Source organism: Stenotrophomonas sp. STEN020, from assembly GCF_056760195.1.
Genome location: NZ_JBRREI010000029.1, coordinates 17,900 through 36,577, shown reverse-complemented (window position 1 = coordinate 36,577; position 18,678 = coordinate 17,900). Strand labels below are relative to the sequence as shown.

General features: G+C 63.1%; 16 protein-coding genes. 14 read left to right on the top strand and 2 right to left on the bottom strand.

What is annotated here, in order from left to right:
* Positions 1-45: 45 nt before the first annotated feature.
* Positions 46-288 carry a type B 50S ribosomal protein L31 gene (locus ACVOLZ_RS13290; protein WP_057629116.1) on the top strand — a complete coding sequence of 81 codons (243 nt, stop codon included), beginning with the start codon at positions 46-48 and terminating at the stop codon, positions 286-288.
* A gap of 278 nt (positions 289-566) precedes the next feature.
* Positions 567-1,841 carry a citrate synthase gene (locus tag ACVOLZ_RS13285; protein WP_481516569.1) on the top strand — a complete coding sequence of 425 codons (1,275 nt, stop codon included), beginning with the start codon at positions 567-569 and terminating at the stop codon, positions 1,839-1,841.
* Positions 1,842-1,984: 143 nt separating this feature from the next.
* Here ACVOLZ_RS13285 and ACVOLZ_RS13280 read toward each other — a convergent pair whose 3' ends face one another.
* The gene (locus ACVOLZ_RS13280) at positions 1,985-2,614 is read right to left on the bottom strand and encodes a hypothetical protein (protein WP_481516568.1); all 630 of its coding nucleotides are present in this window, start codon (positions 2,612-2,614) and stop codon (positions 1,985-1,987) included.
* Positions 2,615-2,690: 76 nt separating this feature from the next.
* Positions 2,691-5,129, bottom strand: a complete 2,439-nt coding sequence (locus ACVOLZ_RS13275; protein WP_481516567.1) for a penicillin-binding protein 1A — start codon at positions 5,127-5,129, stop codon at positions 2,691-2,693.
* A 215-nt stretch (positions 5,130-5,344) separates the two neighbouring features.
* Between ACVOLZ_RS13275 and ACVOLZ_RS13270 the strand changes: the two genes are divergently transcribed.
* The 12 genes from ACVOLZ_RS13270 (at position 5,345) to ACVOLZ_RS13215 (ending at position 18,671) form a co-directional block, all read left to right on the top strand.
* A complete protein-coding gene (locus ACVOLZ_RS13270; protein WP_481516566.1) occupies positions 5,345-6,403 on the top strand; it encodes a pilus assembly protein PilM in 1,059 nt (352 codons plus the stop codon).
* Positions 6,403-7,167 (top strand): PilN domain-containing protein, encoded by a 765-nt coding sequence (locus tag ACVOLZ_RS13265; RefSeq protein WP_481516565.1) that lies wholly within the window; start codon positions 6,403-6,405, stop codon positions 7,165-7,167. The genes ACVOLZ_RS13270 and ACVOLZ_RS13265 overlap by 1 nt, the downstream gene beginning before the upstream one ends.
* Positions 7,164-7,826: a type IV pilus inner membrane component PilO gene (locus tag ACVOLZ_RS13260; protein WP_481516564.1), complete on the top strand. Its 663-nt coding sequence runs from the start codon at positions 7,164-7,166 to the stop codon at positions 7,824-7,826. Before ACVOLZ_RS13265 ends, ACVOLZ_RS13260 begins: the two co-directional genes overlap by 4 nt.
* 2 nt (positions 7,827-7,828) lie before the next feature.
* Positions 7,829-8,359 carry a pilus assembly protein PilP gene (locus ACVOLZ_RS13255; RefSeq protein WP_481516563.1) on the top strand — a complete coding sequence of 177 codons (531 nt, stop codon included), beginning with the start codon at positions 7,829-7,831 and terminating at the stop codon, positions 8,357-8,359.
* 19 nt (positions 8,360-8,378) lie between these two features.
* Positions 8,379-10,274: a type IV pilus secretin PilQ gene (locus tag ACVOLZ_RS13250; protein ID WP_481516562.1), complete on the top strand. Its 1,896-nt coding sequence runs from the start codon at positions 8,379-8,381 to the stop codon at positions 10,272-10,274.
* A gap of 101 nt (positions 10,275-10,375) precedes the next feature.
* Positions 10,376-11,395, top strand: coding sequence for an AAA family ATPase (locus ACVOLZ_RS13245; protein ID WP_481516561.1), 1,020 nt, complete (start codon positions 10,376-10,378; stop codon positions 11,393-11,395).
* A 67-nt stretch (positions 11,396-11,462) separates the two neighbouring features.
* Positions 11,463-12,395 (top strand): DUF58 domain-containing protein, encoded by a 933-nt coding sequence (locus ACVOLZ_RS13240; protein ID WP_481516560.1) that lies wholly within the window; start codon positions 11,463-11,465, stop codon positions 12,393-12,395.
* A complete protein-coding gene (locus ACVOLZ_RS13235) occupies positions 12,395-12,847 on the top strand; it encodes a DUF4381 domain-containing protein (RefSeq protein WP_481516559.1) in 453 nt (150 codons plus the stop codon). The genes ACVOLZ_RS13240 and ACVOLZ_RS13235 overlap by 1 nt, the downstream gene beginning before the upstream one ends.
* Positions 12,847-13,845, top strand: coding sequence for a vWA domain-containing protein (locus ACVOLZ_RS13230; RefSeq protein ID WP_481516558.1), 999 nt, complete (start codon positions 12,847-12,849; stop codon positions 13,843-13,845). The genes ACVOLZ_RS13235 and ACVOLZ_RS13230 overlap by 1 nt, the downstream gene beginning before the upstream one ends.
* Positions 13,824-15,629 carry a vWA domain-containing protein gene (locus ACVOLZ_RS13225; protein WP_481516586.1) on the top strand — a complete coding sequence of 602 codons (1,806 nt, stop codon included), beginning with the start codon at positions 13,824-13,826 and terminating at the stop codon, positions 15,627-15,629. Before ACVOLZ_RS13230 ends, ACVOLZ_RS13225 begins: the two co-directional genes overlap by 22 nt.
* Entirely contained in the window at positions 15,626-17,305 is a 1,680-nt protein-coding gene (locus ACVOLZ_RS13220) for a BatD family protein (protein ID WP_481516557.1), read from the top strand. The genes ACVOLZ_RS13225 and ACVOLZ_RS13220 overlap by 4 nt, the downstream gene beginning before the upstream one ends.
* A gap of 58 nt (positions 17,306-17,363) precedes the next feature.
* Positions 17,364-18,671 carry a dicarboxylate/amino acid:cation symporter gene (locus ACVOLZ_RS13215; protein ID WP_481516556.1) on the top strand — a complete coding sequence of 436 codons (1,308 nt, stop codon included), beginning with the start codon at positions 17,364-17,366 and terminating at the stop codon, positions 18,669-18,671.
* The last annotated feature ends 7 nt before the right edge of the window (positions 18,672-18,678 follow it).

Below are 18,678 nucleotides of genomic sequence, written 5' to 3'. Positions count from 1 at the left end.
TCTATAATGGCGGTCTTGACCACCAGACAATACGGTGTGAGCCCCATGAAGGCCGATATCCATCCTGATTACCACAACGTCGTTTTCCACGACGTGACCTCTGATTTCAAGTTCCTGACCCGTTCGACCATGTCTTCGAAGGACACGGTCAAGTGGGAAGACGGCGAAGAATATCCGCTCGTCAAGGTTGAAATTTCCTCGGCTTCGCACCCGTTCTACACGGGCAAGCACAAGGTTATCGATACCAGCGGCCGCATCGACAAGTTCCAGAAGCGCTACGCGCGCTAATCGAACTGTTGTTGCTGCACAGACAACGGCCGCGCTCTGCGCGGCCGTTGTTTTGTCTTGCTTGCCGTACAGCTGAACCATTGCAGAATCTGGCCGTTGTGCCAGCGCGATGCTGTGTCGCGTGGAAACTCCGGCTATAAGACTTTTGTCTTCGCAATCTGCAAATGCTGCTGTGCGATAATCGTCGGAACCGCCGTGGAAAACTGCGGAATTCCTTCACGCGCCTGCCCGCACCCCATTCGTCAGGACAGGCGCCTTCCACTTGAGGAGCGCACACTGTGTCCGATCTTGATCAGGTCACGCTCAACGCCGGCGATACGTCGGTCGTTCTGCCTGTCGTCAAACCCGTGCTGGGCAATAACTGCGTCGATATCTCGAAGCTGACCAAGGAAACCGGTCTCTTCACCTACGACTCGGGCTATACCGCCACTGCAAGCTGCAAGTCGGCCATCACCTACATTGATGGCGACAAGGGCGTGTTGTTGTATCGCGGCTATCCGATCGAACAGCTGGCTGCCAAGTCCAGCTTCGTCGAAGTGGCCTACCTGCTGATCAATGGCGATCGTCCGAGCGCCGAGCAGCTGAAGGCTTTCGAAGCCGAACTGACCGCTGAAGCCGGCGTTGATGATTCCATCAACACCCTGATCGGCAGCTTCGCCAAGGACGCGCATCCGATGGCGATCCTGGCTGCCTCGATCGCGCAGCTGTCGGCCAAGTACCACGCTTCGCTGGATCTGGACGACGCCGAACAGCGCCGCCAGGCTGCGGTACGTCTGATCGCCAAGGTTCCGACCCTGTCGGCACTGATCTACCGTCACGGCGCTGGCCTGCCGGCCAACAAGCCGGACACCTCGCTGGACTACGTCAGCCGCTTCCTGAAGCAGACCTTCGAGTCGGCCGATGGCAAGTACGACCTGAACAAGGACGTGGTCAAGGCACTGGATCTGCTGTTCATCCTGCATGCCGACCACGAGCAGAACGCCTCGACCTCGACCGTGCGTCTGGTCGGTTCCACCGGCGCCAACCCGTACGCATCGGTCGCCGCTGGCGTCACCGCGCTGTGGGGCCCGGCACACGGCGGCGCCAACGAAGCTGTGCTGAAGATGCTGGAAGAAATCGGTTCGGCCGACAACGTCGAGTCCGCTGTGGTCAAGGCCAAGGACAAGACCTCGGGCTTCCGCCTGATGGGCTTCGGCCACCGCGTGTACAAGAACTTCGACCCGCGCGCCAAGGTGATCGGCGAGATGACCAAGCAGGTGCTGGGTCAGCTCGGCGTGCAGGATCCGTTGCTGGACGTCGCCATCAAGCTGGAACAGGCTGCGCTGCAGGACGAGTACTTCGTTGCCCGCAAGCTGTACCCGAACGTCGACTTCTACAGCGGCATCATCTACAAGGCGCTGAACATTCCGACCGAGATGTTCACGGTCATGTTCGCCCTGGGCCGTACCGCTGGCTGGGTGTCGCATTGGCTGGAGCAGCAGGTTGATCCGGAAATGAAGATCGGCCGTCCGCGCCAGGTCTACACCGGCCACGACGTGCGCGACTACAAGTAATGGCGACGGCGCAGCGATGCGCCGCTTCCATCACGATGAAAACCCCGCTTCGGCGGGGTTTTTGTTTGTGCGCCGCTCCCACAAGGGCAGTGATGCTCGGCAGGGGCTTTGCCGGGAATGCTCCTGCCGAGCATGGCTCGGCACTACCTCTGCTCTTGTGCGAGCAATTGCTTCAGTTGCGCCAATGTTGCGCGCGGCAGCGGTTTGCCATCGTCGGCTGAAACTGGTGGCTGCCGCAATGCATCCTCTGGCAACACCACCAGTTCGAAGGCGATGCCATCGGCAGCGAACTCGCAGCCTGGATAGTGCTGTTTGGACGAATGTCCCGCCAGGCGCAGCGACCAGGTGCGCGCCTCGGCAGGAATCCGCTGATCGTGAAGAAACCGCTGCACCGCATCGGGATCATCGCAATGCAGGTGCAGGATGACCGGGCTGTCGCCGGTGGCAAGCCCACTCAGTACTGCGCCGGTCAGGCGTGGTTGGAAGGGCTGCAGGAACTGCATGGCCTGCAATGCTGATTCACGATGCTCACGCAATGCGCCGGGTTGGCTGCTGGAGGCGAACAGCAACTGATGCTCGCGCAATGCCTGTTCGATCTCACTCAGGCGTGGCCAGAAGACTTCGCTGGCGATGCCAAGCTTTGCCGCGGCTTTGCGGCGTGCGTGCTCAAGATCATGGATGCCGCTTTCGGCGATCAGTCGAGCCGCCTCCTGCGCGATCAGCTGCCGCTCGCGGGTGTTGCGGAGGGGTGATTGCGGTGGCGATGACGGCATCGGGTTCCAGTCTCGTGGTTGCTGGCCCGATTGTAGGCAGGCGGCGGGGCTTGCGTCCCGCCCCCTGCTGGGTGGATCAGAAGATATCGAATGCAGCGTCGTCGGTGGTGTGACTCTGCTGGCCGAAGTCGAAGTCCTGCACGCGGTCCAGGTCTTCGGTCTTGACCCACTCAACGGCGCCATTCAGCGTCGCCTGGACCATGCCTGACGGCGGGTCGTTCTTGGCAATGGGAGCGTCTTTCAGCGCGACACGCATGTAGTCGATCCAGATAGGCAGCGCCGCCTTGCCGCCGTACTCGCGGTAGCCCAGCGAGCGGAAGTCGTCACGGCCGACCCACACGGTGGTTGCCAGCGGGCCACCGAAGCCGGAGAACCAGGCGTCGCGGTGATCATTGGTCGAGCCGGTCTTGCCGCCCACATCTTCGCGGCCCAGAACCTTGGCGGCAGTACCGGTGCCGCGTTGGACCACATCACGCATCATCGATACCAGCTGGTAAGCGGTACGTTCGTCGATGGCGCGCGGTGCGGTGCGGGCGTTCGGATTTACCGGCTTGGCTGGCTCGATGGTCTCGGGCTTGGCCTCGGTCGGCTTGGCGGCAACCGGAGCGGGGGTTGCCTCTGCGCCGAAGTTGAAGCCGTCCACGACCTGGCTGACGGGTGCTGCGCCCGCGGTGGAGGTGCCACCACAGCCACGGCAGGCCATGGCCGGGTTTTCCTTGAAGATCACGTTGCCGTCGCGGTCCTTGATCTCATCGACGATCCAGGTGTACACGCGCGAGCCGCCATTGGCGAACACTGCGTAACCGCGCGCCACCGACAGCGGGGTCAGCGAAGCGGTGCCCAGTGACATCGACAGGTTCGGCGGCAGCTCTGCTTCCTGGAAGCCGAATTCGCTGATGTACTTGCGCGCATAGTCCACGCCCATGCTGTCGAGCAGGCGCACCGAGACCAGGTTGCGCGATTGCACCAAGGCTTCGCGCAGGCGCATCGGGCCGCGGAAACCGCCGCCATCGTTCTGCGGCTGCCAGGTCTTGCCGCGACGGTCGCGGAACACCACCGGCGCATCCAGCACGATCGAGGCGGGGTTGAAGCCCTTGTCGAAAGCAGCGGCATAGACAAACGGCTTGAAGCTGGAGCCGGGCTGGCGGCGCGCCTGGGTGGCGCGATTGAACTTATTGCCGGCAAAGCTGAAACCGCCGACCAGGGCGCGCAATGCGCCGCTTTCGGCATCCACCGAGACCAGTGCGGCTTGTCCGCGTGGAATCTGGTCGATCAACCACTCGCCTTCCTTCGCACCGGCGCGTACGCGGATCATGTCGCCGCGGGTTACCAGCTTGGCCGGGCTGCGGTTGGTCCAGCGGCTGGATGCCACCGGCAGCACCAGTTCGCTGCGGTCGGCCAGGACCACGGTGATGCTGCCGTCAGCATGGGTGGCCGAAACTACTGCGGCTTGCAGGCCCGACTGCGTCGGGATGTTGCTGATATGCCGGGCCAGTGCGGTGTTGTCGGCATCGGCAGCGACGTCGAAATGCTGCTCGACGCCATGCCAGCCGTGGCGATGGTCGTAGGTGATCAGGCCATCGCGCACCGCCGTATTGGCGGCTTCCTGCAGCTGGCCATTGATGGTGGTGGTGACGTGGTAACCCTTGTTGAGCACGTCGCTGCCGTACTTGGCGATCATTTCCTGGCGCACCAGTTCGGCCACGTACGGCGCATAGACCTGTACCGGCGGCTCGTGCGGGCTGGCATGCATGGGCACGGCCTTGGCCGCATCGGCCTCGGCCTGGCTGACATAGCCCAGGTCGGCCATGCGCTGCAGCACATAGTTGTCGCGGCGCTGGCGCGCGCGCTCGGGGTTGCTCAGCGGGTTGCCGCTGGAGGGAAACTTGGGGATACCGGCCAGCGAGGCCATTTCATCCAGGTCGAGCTCGCCAAGCTTCTTGCCGTAGTAGTACTCGGCGGCGGCACCGATGCCATAGGCACGGTTGCCGAAAAAGCTCTTGTTGAGGTACAGCTCGAAGATCTCGTCCTTGCTCAGCTCGCTCTCGATTTTGCGGGCGAGCAGGATCTCGGCGAACTTGCGGGTGTAGCTGACCTCGCTGCTGAGGAAGAATTGCCGCGCAACCTGCTGGGTAATCGTCGATCCGCCGGGTACACCGTCCTTGGATCCGGTGCGCGCGATCAGCCATACGGCGCGGGCAATACCCTTGTAGTCAATGCCGTCGTGTTGGTAGAAACGGGCATCCTCGGTAGCCAGGAAAGCCTGCTTCAGGCGCTCCGGGACGTCCTTCATCTGTACCGGGTAACGGCGGGTCTCGCCGAATACCGCCATCAATTTCCCTTCGTTATCATAGACATACATCGGCTCCTGCAATTCAACATTGCGCAGCGCCTGCACGTCCGGAAGCTTGGACGAGACAACGTAATAGAGCGAGCCGATGGCGATTGCGCCTACCAGGGAGAAGGCGACAAAGAGGGCCAGCAGCCAACGCAGCCAGCGACGAAAACGTGGCATCCAGAAGTCCCGATTGCGGTTTTTGTAGCCGCAGAGTATAGATTACGCAGGGGAGCGGCTGGGGCCGCGTCCTGGGGAGAGCAAATGGGGATACAGCTGGGCGACGTGATGCAGATCGCGTCTCGCATTCCGGATGGTTGCCATTTGCTGAAAAAACGTTATTAATGCGCCGACGCAAGACTTGCGTCCAAGTGCCCGTCGGCAGGGGAGAATCCGTGGGGCTTATCCCAAAGAGTCAGGCACCAATCATTGGTGTCGACATCAGTTCGACTGCGGTAAAGCTGCTTCAGCTTTCCCGCAGCGGTAACCGTTTCCGCGTGGAACATTACGCCGTGGAACCTCTTCCGCCGAACGCGGTGGTTGAGAAAAACATTGTCGAAGTCGAAGCAGTCGGCGAAGCGATTCGTCGGGCTGTTGCGCGTTCAGGCAGCAAGGCCAAGGGGGCCGCCGCTGCTGTCGCTGGTTCTGCGGTGATCACCAAGGTGATTCCGATGCCGGCGGACCTGGATGAGAACGAGATGGAGGCACAGGTCGAACTGGAGGCGGTGAATTACATCCCGTACCCCATCGACGAAGTGAACCTCGACTTCGAAGTACTGGGTCCAGTGCCGAACAATCCAGAAATGGTGCAGGTGCTGCTGGCCGCGTCGCGCTCGGAGAACGTGGAGCTGCGTCAGTCTGCGCTGGAGCTGGGTGGGCTGACCGCCAAGGTGATGGATGTGGAGGCGTTCGCGATTGAGAACGCCTTCGCATTGGTCGCCAGCGAGCTGGCTGTACCCAGTGATGGCGTGGTGGCGCTGGTCGACATCGGCGCAACCATGACCACGCTCAACGTGTTGCGTGGTGGCCGCAGTCTGTACAGCCGCGAACAGGTGTTCGGCGGCAAGCAGCTCACCGACGAGGTGATGCGCCGCTACGGGCTCAGCTACGAGGAAGCAGGCTTGGCCAAACGCCAGGGCGGCTTGCCGGAGAGCTACGAGGTTGAAGTGCTGGAGCCGTTCAAAGAAGCGACGGTGCAGCAGATCAGCCGCCTGTTGCAGTTCTTCTACGCTGGCAGCGAGTTCAACCGCGTTGACCACATCGTCCTGGCCGGCGGCTGTGCTGCCCTGATCGGCTTGCCGACCATGGTCGAAGAGCAGCTTGGCGTGGCGACCTCGGTGGCCAACCCCTTGGCGCAGATGACGTTGGGACCGAAGGTCCAGGCGCATGCACTGAACCAGGATGCGCCGGCGCTGATGATCGCGACAGGTCTGGCCATGAGGGGGTTTGACTGATGGCACGGATCAACCTATTGCCGTGGCGCGAGGAGCGCCGCAAACAGCGTCAACGTGAGTTCTACGGGATGCTGGGCTTTGCCGCGCTCAGTGGCGTAGTGCTGTCGGGCTTGCTGTGGTTTTACTTCAGCCAGCAGATCAGCGGGCAGAACGAGCGTAATGCCTACCTTGAGACGGAGATCGCCAAGGTCAAGGAGCAGAACAAGGAAATCGATCGCCTGGACGAGCAGAAAAAGCGCCTGCTCGACCGCAAGGCGGTGATCGAGGAGCTGCAGGGCAAGCGTTCGCAGATGGTGCACCTGTTTGATTCGTTGGTGCGCACCATTCCCGATGGCGTGGTACTGACCGCACTCAAGCAGGAAGGCGAGACACTGACGCTGGAAGGCCGTACGCAGTCCAACGCCCGCGTCAGTGCCTATATGCGCAATCTCGAGACTTCGGGCTGGATGAGAAATCCGGAACTGACCATCATCGAGGCGCGTGCCCAGGATACGCAGCAGAAGGGCGGTGCGGTTGTCGACATCAAGTCCCTGCCGTACGTGTTCACGCTCAGGGTGCAGCTGCCTGCACCGAGCGATGGCCAGGCCGAGGCAGGCGCCGCGCCGATCGCAGCTGATGCCGCAGCAGTGGCTCCGGCTGCTGCTGCACCTGGTGCTCCCGCTGCTGCGTCGCCGGCAGCGCCGGCTGTACCTGCCAGCGGGGCGGAGAAGCCAAAGGGCGAGACAGCGCCAGCAGCGCCGGCGCAGAAGGAGGCCCGTTCGTGAGCAAGAAATTCAACGCCAAAGAGCTGGATTTCAACAATATCGGTGCCTGGCCGCGCAACGCGAAGGCCGTGTTCTGCGTGTTGCTGTCCTTGCTGATCCTCGGCCTGTCTTACCTGTTGATCATCAGTGGGCAGAGAGGGGAGCTGGAAGAGCTGGTCAACAAGGAAGCATCCTTGCGCCAGAGCTTCGAGACCGAACAGAAGCGTGCGGTCAATCTGGAGCCTTTGAAGCAGCAGCTGGCACAGATGGAGCAGGTCTTGCAGCAGATGCTGCGCCAGTTGCCCAGCAAGACGGAGATGCCGGATCTGATCATCGACGTCTCGCAGACCGCGTTGTCCAGCGGTTTGAACAACGAGCTTTTCAAGCCCGGTGACGAGACCTTGAAAGAGTTCTATGCCGAGAAGCCGATCGCGCTGCGCCTGGTGGGCAGTTATCACCAGTTCGGAGCGTTCGTCAGTGGCGTTGCCTCATTGCCTCGCGTGGTCATCCTGACCATGCATGACATCAATCTGCAGCCCAAGGGCGGACAGGGCGTGATCACGCCCGGTGGCGCGCTGGAGCTGTCCGGTACGGTCAAGACCTATCGGTACCTGGATGACACCGAGTTGGCTGATCAGCAAAAGGCCGCTGCCGATGCCAAGAAAAAGGGAGGGAAGTGATCATGCGTAATGTTTCCTCCCTGGCGTTGGGTGTGGCCTGCGTAGTGCTGCTGGGCGGTTGCGCCCGCGGCATCACCAGCACGCCTGGTGGCGCGCCCAATCTTGAAAAATGGACTGCCGACGAGCGTGCACGTCCTGCCGAGCCGTTGGAGGCTCTGCCGGTGATGCAGCAGTTCGAGACATTTGAATATTCGGCTCAAGGCCTGCGCGATCCGTTCAGTGACGCCTGGGTATCCGATGATGGCAACAGCCAGCTGCGACCGGATCCAAACCGTCGCAAGGAACCGCTCGAAGGGTTTCCGCTGGATAGCTTGGACATGGTCGGCACGATCGGTAGCGGCGCGGGTGCTGTGGCACTGGTGATGGGGCCGGACAAGGTCACTTACCGTGTACGTCCTGGGGTGTACATGGGTCAGAGCGATGGCCGTGTGACCGGCGTACGCGAAGACGGGATCGAGTTGATTGAACTAGTGCCGGACGGTGCAGGTGGCTGGCTGGAACGCCCAGCTTCGCTTGCACTGGACGATCGTTGATTGATTAGGGGATAGCACGATGACTTTTACCAAAGCCCTGAGCCCGCGTCCCATCCGGCGCCATGCACTGGTCCGCGTCTGCGCCTTGGGAGTGGCGTTGGCAGCGGTGTGCGGCTCTTCTTACGCAGCACAGCCGGTTACGGGTGTTGGCGGCGCAGCCGCAGCCCCGCAGCAGGCGGTGAAGGCGGTTTCCGTAACCAAGATCGACTTCAAGCGCGGCGACGATGGTGCCGGGCGGTTGATCATGCAGTTCGATGGCCAGGGCGCAAGCCCGGATCTGCGCAACCAGGGCAACAACGTCGTGATCGATGTTGGCAACGCCGTGTTGCCGGCCGAGCTGCAACGCCCGCTCAACGTCGTTGATTTCGCCACGCCGGTACAGCGCATTGACGCCAAGCCGTCCGGGCAGGGTTCGCAGCTGGTGCTCAGCACCAGCGGCGCGTTCGACTCGCTGGCCTATCAGACCGGCAACGAGTATGTGGTTGAGATCACTCCGCGCCAGGCTGACGTGGCTACCGGCGCAGTTACCTCCAAGACGGTTGCGCAGGCGGCCGCCACGGTGGCTGCACGTGGCTACAGCGGCCGTCCGGTGACCTTCAACTTCCAGGACGTGCCGGTGCGCACGGTGCTGCAGTTGATCGCCGAGGAGTCCAATCTCAATGTGGTCGCATCCGACACGGTGCAGGGCAATGTGACCCTGCGCCTGGTAAACGTGCCGTGGGACCAGGCGCTGGACATCGTGCTGCGCGCCAAGGGCCTGGACAAGCGCCGTGACGGTGGCGTGGTATGGGTTGCGCCGCAGCCGGAGCTGGCCAAGTTCGAGCAGGACAAGGAAGACGCGCGTATCGCCATCGATAATCGCGTTGACCTGATCACCGACTACGTTCAGATCAATTACCACAGCGCCGAGGCGATCTTCAAAGCGCTGACCGAGGCCAAGGGCATTGGCAACAACAACAATGGCGGTGGTGGTGGTAGCAACAACAGCTCGCAGGAAAACGGCTTCCTGTCGCCGCGCGGTCGCCTGGTGGCTGATGAGCGTACCAATACGCTGATGATCAGTGACATTCCGAAGAAGGTCGCGCAGATGCGTGAGCTGATCGGAGTGATCGATCGACCGGTGGATCAGGTGCTGATTGAAGGTCGTATCGTGATCGCCACTGACACTTTTGCCCGTGATTTGGGTGCGAAGTTCGGCATCGGTGGCACCCGCAGCTACAATAATGGCAGCAACGTCGGGACGATAGGCAGCGGCACCAGTGGTACTGGCAATGCCAATCGCGGGCTGAATGTCAGTCTTCCTGCCGGCACCTTCACCAGCATCAAGGCGGGTGACGCTCCGAGCATCGCCTATACCTTGCTGGGCGCCAATTTCAACCTGGATCTGGAGCTTTCCGCGTTGCAGGAAGAAGGTCGCGGTGAAGTCATTTCCAACCCGCGTATCGTCACCGCCAACCAGCGCGAAGGCGTCATCAAGCAGGGTAAGGAAATCGGCTATGTCACGATCACCGGTGGTACCGGTGGTACTGCGGCAACGCCGAACGTCCAGTTCAAGGAAGTGCTGCTGGAGCTGAAGGTCACGCCAACCATCACCCAGGATAATCGTGTATTCCTCAACATGAATGTGAAGAAGGACGAAGTCGATCGCTACCTGGAAGTGGACAACTTTGGTGTTGTCCCGATCATCAACCGTCGCGAAATCAACACTGCGGTCTTGGTGGACGACGGCCAAACCGTTGTGATCGGCGGCGTGTACGAGTTCAATGACCGTACAAGCATCAGCAAGGTGCCGTTCCTGGGCGATATCCCGTTCCTTGGCAATCTGTTCAAGAAGCGTGGTCGTGCCAAGGACAAGGCTGAGCTGCTGGTCTTTGTGACCCCGAAGATCCTGCGCGTAGCCAAGGCTGCCCAGTAAGCACTTGTTACATCTAAGGAAAAGGGCCGCTATTGCGGCCCTTTTCTGTTTGCAGGCTGGCGTTTGGAACCATTTCACCGCAGATCGGTCAAACTGCGCCTATGAACCTGCCTCCCCAGTTGCCCAACCAAGACGATGCCGTGGTCCGTGACAACGGCCTGCATCAGGAATTCACCGCATTGCGCGACGCCCTGGCCAGCGAAATCGTTGGTCAGTCCTTGCTGGTCGACCGGCTGCTGACCGCGCTGCTGGCGGACGGTCACTTGCTGGTGGAGGGCGCGCCCGGCTTGGCCAAGACCACCGCCATCCGCGCCTTGGCCTCGCGTATCGATGCCAGCTTCGCGCGTATCCAGTTCACCCCGGATCTACTGCCCGCCGACCTCACCGGTACCGATATCTGGCGCTCGCAGGAAGGCCGCTTCGAGTTCCAGGCTGGGCCGATCTTCCACCCGATCCTGCTCGCCGACGAAATCAACCGTGCCCCGGCCAAGGTGCAGTCGGCCCTGCTCGAAGCGATGGGCGAGCGCCAGGTGACAGTCGGGCGCAACACCTATCCGCTGCCTGACGTGTTCCTGGTGATGGCTACACAGAATCCGATCGAGCAGGAGGGTACGTTCCCGCTGCCCGAGGCGCAGCTGGACCGTTTCCTGATGCATGTGCGCATCGGCTACCCGGATGCCAGCGCCGAAACCGAAATACTGCGGCTGGCGCGCGAGCGCGCATTGCGCGCGATGCGACCGCAGCAGGTGACGATAGAAAAGATCTCGTTGCAGAAGATCGAGCAGGCGCGTCGCGAGGTGCTGGAGCTGCATATGGCGCCGCAGCTGGAGCGCTATCTGATCGCGCTGGTGTTGGCCTCGCGTGACGCCAGCGCGTATGACGCTCAGCTGGCCAAACGCATTGCCTGGGGCGCAAGCCCGCGCGGTTCGATCGCGCTTGAGCGCTGCGCGCGCGCCCGCGCTTGGTTGGCCGGCCGTGACTATGTCACCCCTGATGACATCCGCGCCGTGGCAGCCGACGTGCTACGCCATCGCGTGCTGCCCAGCTACGAGGCCGCGGCCGAGGGTTGGGATGGCGAGCGTCTGGTGGCGGCGCTGCTTGATTGCGTGCCTCTGCCTTGAGGCAGGGTGTGATGACTTGCGGTGTTGATGGAATGATCATGAGGCCACGTTTGCAGGTGGGTCAGCGATGAGTGCGCCCCTTGCCAGACAAGCGCAGACGGTTGCGGCTATCGAAGACGGCATCCGTCCGCAGCTGGCCGAACTGATCGCGCTGCGTGGCGCTGCCAATGGCGGCCGCAAGGCGCGGCGCGGGCACTACGCGGTCAGTGGCCGAGCCGCATCGATGCTGCGTGGTCGCGGCATGGAATATGCCGAGTCACGCGAGTACGTCCCCGGCGACGATGCGCGGCACATCGACTGGAAGCTGACCGCGCGTACGGATGCCACCCATACCAAGACCTTCCAGACCGAGCGTGAGCGGGTCACCTTGTTGATTGCGGATACCGCACCTGCCTTGTATTTCGGCACGCGGGTGCGCTTCAAGTCGGTGCAGGCCGCGCGTGCTGGTGCGGTGGCGGCATGGTCGGCGTTGCGCGATGGTGATCGCATCGCGGCACTACGTGGCTCCGCGCAGCAGGCTCTGGTGCCACCGGCGGGTGGTACGCGCGGTGTCTTGCGGGCGCTGGATGCCTTGGTGCGCTGGTATGGCGAACGGCCTGCCGATGATGGCGGATTGCAGCTGGCCTTGGAGCAGGCTGCGCGGGTATTGCATCCCGGCGCGCGCGCGGTGGTGCTGGCTGATCCAGCCAGCGCACAGACAGTGCCTGCAGCAACCTGGTCGGCACTGTCGATGCATGTTGAAGTGGAGTTGGTGTTGTTGCTTGATCCCCTGGAAATCTCACCGCCGAGCTGTGTACTGCCGCTGGCAACGCGATCAGGCCGCCTGCAGTTGGACCTGACCTCTTCTGCTGTACGCGATGCCTGGCATGACGCACTGATCGGCCCGGTCGAAGACTTGTGCAGGCAACTGCCGGGTCGTCGTATCCGTGTCAGCACCCTGGTGAGCGACGATGCCAGCGATGCCTGGCTGGGCGCAGCGCCAAACCGGAGCGTGGGCTGATGGCCGCACAACTGCAGCTGCGTGATGTGCACTTGCCGGCAGCACCGGGTTGGTGGCCGCTGGCGCCGGGCTGGTGGCTGCTGATTGGCGCGATCGTGGTGATTGCTCTGGTCGTGCTTTCCATCCATTTCTTTCGCCGGCGCCGATTGCAGCGCTGGATGGTCCTGTTTGACCGGCAGCTACAGGCGGCGCAACCGGGGCCTGCCAAGCTGGCCGCAGCCTCGGAGCTGCTGCGGCGCGCAGCGCGGCGGCTTGATCCGCTGGCCGTGCAGCTGCAGGGCGAGGCGTGGCTGCGTTTTCTCGATGGCGCCAAAGGCGAGGACTTCAGCAGTGGCGATGGACGTCTGCTGTTGGACGGCGGCTTCCGCCCAACACTTGAAGCTGCGCAGGTCGATCGTGTCTGCCAGCTGGCCCGCAGCCGTTTTCTGCAGTTGATGGCTGGGCGCCGCTGATGCAGGACACGATTGCAAACTGGTTGAGCCTGTTGCCCGCGTTTGCGTGGCCTTGGGCGTGGCTGGCGCTGCCTTTGCCGCTGCTGATGTTGTTGTGGCCGTTGCGTGAACAGAACGGGGCGGCGTTACGCGTGCCTTATGAGCCTGCGCGTCTGCAGGGCCAGGCGCCCGCGCGCGCCGGTGCGGTTTTGCAGACGTTGTTGCTGTGGTTGGCCTGGTTGTGCCTGTGTGCCGCATTGGCGCGCCCGCAGCAGCTGGGCGAGCCGATCGAGCCGCCGCGGCAGGCCCGGCAGATGATGTTGGCGGTGGACCTGTCCGGCAGCATGAGCGAGCCGGATATGCAGCTTGGCGGCCAGGTAGTGGACCGTCTGACTGCGGCCAAGGCGGTGCTGGCCGACTTTCTCGAGCGTCGTGAAGGCGACCGCATTGGCCTGTTGGTGTTCGGGCAGCGTGCCTATGCATTGACGCCGCTGACCACCGATCGCGCTACCGTGCGCGATCAACTGCGCGACAGTGTGGTTGGCCTGGCCGGGCGTGAGACCGCATTGGGTGATGCGATTGCGCTGTCGGTGAAGCGCCTGCGCGAACAGCCGCAGGGGCAGCGCGTACTGATCGTGTTGACCGACGGCGTGAATACCGCCGGCGTGCTGGAGCCGTTGAAGGCGGCCGAGCTGGCCAAGGCCGAAGGCGTGCGCGTCTACACCATCGCCTTCGGCGGTAGCGGCGGCATGTCCTTGTTCGGCGTGCAGTTGCCCGGCGCTGATGACCAGGTGGACGAAGCCACCTTGACCAAGGTGGCTGACGAAACCGGCGGTCGCTTCTTCCGCGCCCGCGACACTGATGAGCTGGTCAACATCTATGCGGAGCTGGATCGGCTGGAGCCGGTGAAGGACGCTGGCCCGGCAGTGCGGCCACGCATCGAGCGCTACCCATGGCCATTGGCGTTGTCCTTGTTGCTGGGTGTGGTGGCGTTGGCTTGGCGGGGACTGCGGTCATGATCAATTGGCAGGATCTGCATTTTCTGCGCCCGGAGTGGTTGTGGGCTTTGTTGCTGGTGCCGGCAGCCTTGCTGGGAAGCTGGTGGCGGCGTCACCGCAGCGCGCGTTGGCATGAGGCTGTGGACCCACATCTGCTGGCTCGCCTGCTCACTGACGGTGGCAAACGCGGATGGTGGGGTAGCGCGGCTTTGGCGCTTGGCTTGACGCTGGCGGCGCTTGCGCTCGCCGGTCCGAGCTGGCGTCAGCTGGAGCAGCCGTTGTGGGAGTCGAAGACACCGCTGGTGATCGTGCTGGATCTGTCGAGCAGCATCCGCGCGACCGATCTGCCACCGTCGCGCTTGCTGCAGGCGCGCGCAAAACTGGCTAGCTTGCTGCGTGAGCGCAAGGGTGGCGAAGTTGCCTTGATCGCCTTCGCCTGGGAGCCGTTCACCGTCGCACCACTGACCGATGACGCGGCCAATGTCGCTTTGTTTCTGGATGCCTTGGCGCCGGAAGTGATGCCCGCCGATGGCCAACGCGCGGAAAAGGCGCTGCTCTGGGCCGGCGATCTGTTGAAGCGATCCGGTGCCCGCAATGGCGAGATACTACTGCTGAGTGATCATGCCGATGCAGCAGCATTGGCCGAGGCGGCCAAACTGCGTGCTGCCGGCTACCGGGTCTCGGCATTGGGCCTGGGCAGCCTGCAGGGCGCCTCCTATCGCGATCAGCGTGGTGCGATTGAACAGGCGCACCTGGATGAAACCTCGCTGCGTGCTTTGGCAGCAGCTGGCGGTGGTGCTTATCAGCGCATCGCCAACACCTCGGCGGACCTGCAGGCGCTGGGTGTGCTGGAGCCGCAGGCCGGTGCGCAGGATCGTGAGCAGCAGGCCAGTGCTGGCAAGCAGTGGCAGGACGAAGGCTATTGGTTGTTGCCGCCGCTGCTGTTGCTGGCAGTGTTTGCGTTCCGTCGCCCGCGTCGGGTGATGCCGGTGCTCGCGCTATGTCTGATGCTGCCGATGCTGCAGCCCGCGCATGCGGCCGAGCAGGGCGGTTGGTGGCAGCGCGCCGACCAGCGCCAGCACCAGCGTCTGGGTGAAGGTGTGGAAGCGTATCGGCTCGGCGATTTTGCCACGGCGCAGAAGAAGTTCGAAGGCATCGACAACGATCAGGGTTGGTACAACCTTGGCAATGCGCTTGCCCGCCAAGGCAAGTACGACGAAGCCATCGCCGCTTACGACCGTGCGTTGAAGGCACATCCGGGCATGCAGGATGCGCTGGCCAATCGCGCCGCGGTGGATGCCGCGCGCAAGCGCAAGTCGCAGCAGGATCAGCAAGGCAAGCAGCAGAATCCATCCAAGCCCCAGCAGGGCAAGGACCAGTCCGGACAGCAGAACCCACAGCAGAATCCTTCGCAGCAGAACCAGCAAGGTCAGCCGCAACAGGGGCAGCAGGGGCAGCAATCCGGTCAGTCGCAGCAGGGCCAGCCGCCGGCCGAGCAGAATCCAGCCAAGGACGGAAGCTCGTCGTCCGACAAGGGTGAGCAGCCGCCGCAGAGCGAAGATGCCGGCAAGCAGCAGCAGGCTGATCAAGCGCAGAGTCAGCGTATGGCCGAGGCCATGCGTCAGCAGCAGGCACGCGAAGGCGAGCAGCAGAGCGCCGCTGCGCAGGCAGCGATGACACCTGCGCAGCGTGAGCAGCAGCAGGCCGTGGAGGCCTGGATGCAGCGCGTGCCGGATGAGCCGGGTAATTTGTTGAAAGCGAAATTCCAGCTCGAATACGAGCGACGGATGCGGGAAAAAAGATGAGAAAGATGCTCACAGGCAACGTCATCCAGCTATGGCTGTTGCTGGGCCTGCTGGCCTTCACTGGCCTGCTGCAGGCACAGACCCGGGCCTGGCTGGATCGCGACAGCATCAAGCAAGGTGAGTCGGTCACCCTAACCATCGAGACCGATCAGTCCGGCAGCCCGGACTATGCGCCGTTGGAAGCAGACTTCGTGATCGGTGCACAGAGCAGCAGCCGCCAGTTGCAGATGGGCGGTGGCGCCTCGCGCAACTACGCCCAGTACGCGGTTGCACTGACGCCGCGCCGCACCGGCATGCTCGACATCCCTGCGTTGCGTGTTGGCGGTGGCAGTACCACGCCCTTGCTGGTGAAGGTTGACGAGGCGCCGGTTGCCAGCCGTGACGGCAATGCGGTGGCCTTCATCGAAACGGAGGTCGATGACAAGCAACCCTACGTACAGCAGAGCGTGGGGGTGGTGGTGCGGCTGTATTTCGCTACCCAGCTGGCCTCCGGCGAGCTGGTGCTGGATACACCGGCGGCGGCCTCATTGCAGCGCATTGGTGATGACCGCACCTCCGTGCGTGAAGTAGGCGGGCGTCGCTACAACGTGGTCGAGCGTCGCTTTCTGCTGATTCCCGAGCGCAGCGGCCCGTTGCAACTGTCCGGTGCACGTTTCAGCGGGCAGGGCGCGGGCGGTTTCTTTGATGATTTCTTCGGTCGTGACAACGGCCAACTCAGCGCCCGTGGCCCCGACCAGACCTTGCAGGTGCGCGCGACACCCGCTGATGCACCGCAACCCTGGCTGCCGCTGAAGAACCTGCAGCTGCGCTATACCGCGGCGCCCAACAGCGGGCGTACCGGTGAAGCCATCACCATCGAAGTGGAGGCAATCGCTAGTGGCGCCACCAAGGCACAGTTCCCGGAATTGCCGGTGCCATCGTTGGGCGACAGCGCCCAGGTGTTCGCCGAGCCGCCGCAATACGATGAGACCTTCAGCGGTTCCAGTCCGCAATTGAAATTGACCCGCCGCTATTCGATCGTGCCGCAGCAGACCGGCGCGCTGACCGTGCCTGGTATCCAGATGCAATGGTGGGATGTGGCGGCCGGACAGGCACGCACCACCTCGCTGCCCGCGCTGTCATTGCAGATTGCCCAGGGCAGCAATACCGGCATGGTCGCGCCGCCGCTGGTGCAACCGGCAGCGACCGGATCTGCCGCGCTGGCCGCAGGCAATGCCTTGGCGGCGTCGCAGGACGTGGCGAGCAACTGGCTATGGCCTGCGCTGGCGGCCGGTTTCGCCTTGTTGTGGCTGGCCACGCTGATCTGGGGGCTGTCGCGCCGGCGCAATGTGGCGGTTGTCGGTGCTGAACATGCGAGCCCGCCTGCAGGCTCGGCCTCGCGCTATGGCACCGCGGATCTACGCCGCGCCTTGGACGCAGGCAGCTTGGACGAGGTTACGCACATCCTTGCGGCGATGGGTGGAGTGGATGGTTTGGACGCGGTGGTAGCGAAGCTGGACGACCCCGCACAACGCGATGCGCTGCAGCGAATGCAGCGTGCGCGCTGGGGTGGCGAAGGCGATGTGAGCGCTGCGCGTGCCCAATTGCGCGAGGTATTCAAGGCCGGTCCGCGCTGGCGGCACGCTGCAGTGGCGGAGAAGCCGTTGTTGGACCCTCTCTATCCAGGACAAAGCTGAAAAGGGCGGTTGTACATCGTCTGTTAAGCTGATCCATTCTCTGGAGGGAAACCCACTTATGGCCAATGCAGCCAAGACCACCGCCAAAATGCCGTTCCACTGGAAGATAGGGATCGGCTTCGGCTTCGGTCTGCTGCTCGGCCTGTTCGTTCACCTCGTCAGCCCTGACGCGGCCTGGGTGCACGCGGTCACCACCTATCTGACCACGCCGGTTTCCGGGCTGTTCCTCAGCCTGATCTTCATGCTGATCGTGCCGCTGATCTTCTCGGCGCTGGTGATGGGCGTGTCGGAAATGGGCGACATCCGCTCGTTGGGGCGGATCGGCTGGAAGTCGCTTGCTTATACCGTTGTGCTGTCTGGTGTGGCGGTATTGATCGGGCTGGTGCTGGTCAATCTGTTCCAGCCCGGTGCCGGTGTCGACCCCGCGGTAGCCGCCAAGCTGCTGGCCGAGAACGCCGAGCGCAGCCAGGCCATCGTGGCCGGCGCAGGCAGCGCGCCCAAGGGCCTGGACATGCTGCTGTCGATCGTGCCCAACAACGTGCTCGACGCGGCATCGGACAACGGCAAGATCCTGTCGCTGATGTTCTTCGCGCTGATGATGGGCATCGGCATGGTGCTGTCGCCGCCCGAAAAGGTCGCCACGCTGCGCAAGGCCATCGAGGGCCTGTTCGAAATCTCGATGACCCTGATCAATCTGGTCATCCGCCTGGCGCCATACGCGGTGGCCTGCTTCATGTTCAATCTGGCGGCCATCTTCGGCTTCGACCTGCTGGTCAAGCTCGGTGCCTATGTGGGCGTGGTGGTGCTGGCGCTGGCGGTGCACATGTTCGTCAGCTACGGCATCGCGGTGAAGCTGGCCGGGCGTTCGCCGATCCAGTTCTTCCGGCAGACGCAGGAAGCCACGGTGATGGCGTTCTCCACCGCGTCGTCCAATGCGACCCTGCCGACCGCGCTGCGCGTGGCCGACCAGATGGGCTTCCCGCACAAGGTCTCGCGCTTCGTGTTGACCGTCGGCGCCACCGCCAACCAGAACGGCACCGCGCTGTTCGAGGGCGTGACGGTGATCTTCCTGGCGCAGTTCTTCGGCGTGGACCTGAGCATCGGCCAGCAGTTCATGGTGATGGTGGTCTGCATCCTCGGTGGCATTGGTACGGCCGGTGTACCGTCCGGCTCGTTGCCGGTGGTAGCGCTGATCTGTGCCATGGTCGGCGTCAATCCGGCCGGTATCGGCCTGATTCTGGGCGTGAACCACTTCCTGGACATGTGCCGGACCGCGCTGAACGTGACCGGCGACCTGGCTCTGACCACGCTGGTGGCCCGCGGCGAGAGCGACGACAGCGTCGGCCGGCATCACCCGCAGGATTGAGTTCCGG

Bases quoted from the DNA above. Each gene is read 5' to 3' on its own strand.
- ACVOLZ_RS13290 (WP_057629116.1), top strand. From the start codon at position 46: ATGAAGGCCGATATCCATCCTGATTACCACAACGTCGTTTTCCACGAC.
- ACVOLZ_RS13280 (WP_481516568.1), bottom strand. From the start codon at position 2,614: ATGCCGTCATCGCCACCGCAATCACCCCTCCGCAACACCCGCGAGCGG.
- ACVOLZ_RS13275 (WP_481516567.1), bottom strand. From the start codon at position 5,129: ATGCCACGTTTTCGTCGCTGGCTGCGTTGGCTGCTGGCCCTCTTTGTC.
- ACVOLZ_RS13265 (WP_481516565.1), top strand. From the start codon at position 6,403: ATGGCACGGATCAACCTATTGCCGTGGCGCGAGGAGCGCCGCAAACAG.
- ACVOLZ_RS13255 (WP_481516563.1), top strand. From the start codon at position 7,829: ATGCGTAATGTTTCCTCCCTGGCGTTGGGTGTGGCCTGCGTAGTGCTG.
- ACVOLZ_RS13250 (WP_481516562.1), top strand. From the start codon at position 8,379: ATGACTTTTACCAAAGCCCTGAGCCCGCGTCCCATCCGGCGCCATGCA.
- ACVOLZ_RS13245 (WP_481516561.1), top strand. From the start codon at position 10,376: ATGAACCTGCCTCCCCAGTTGCCCAACCAAGACGATGCCGTGGTCCGT.
- ACVOLZ_RS13240 (WP_481516560.1), top strand. From the start codon at position 11,463: ATGAGTGCGCCCCTTGCCAGACAAGCGCAGACGGTTGCGGCTATCGAA.
- ACVOLZ_RS13235 (WP_481516559.1), top strand. From the start codon at position 12,395: ATGGCCGCACAACTGCAGCTGCGTGATGTGCACTTGCCGGCAGCACCG.
- ACVOLZ_RS13230 (WP_481516558.1), top strand. From the start codon at position 12,847: ATGCAGGACACGATTGCAAACTGGTTGAGCCTGTTGCCCGCGTTTGCG.
- ACVOLZ_RS13220 (WP_481516557.1), top strand. From the start codon at position 15,626: ATGAGAAAGATGCTCACAGGCAACGTCATCCAGCTATGGCTGTTGCTG.
- ACVOLZ_RS13215 (WP_481516556.1), top strand. From the start codon at position 17,364: ATGGCCAATGCAGCCAAGACCACCGCCAAAATGCCGTTCCACTGGAAG.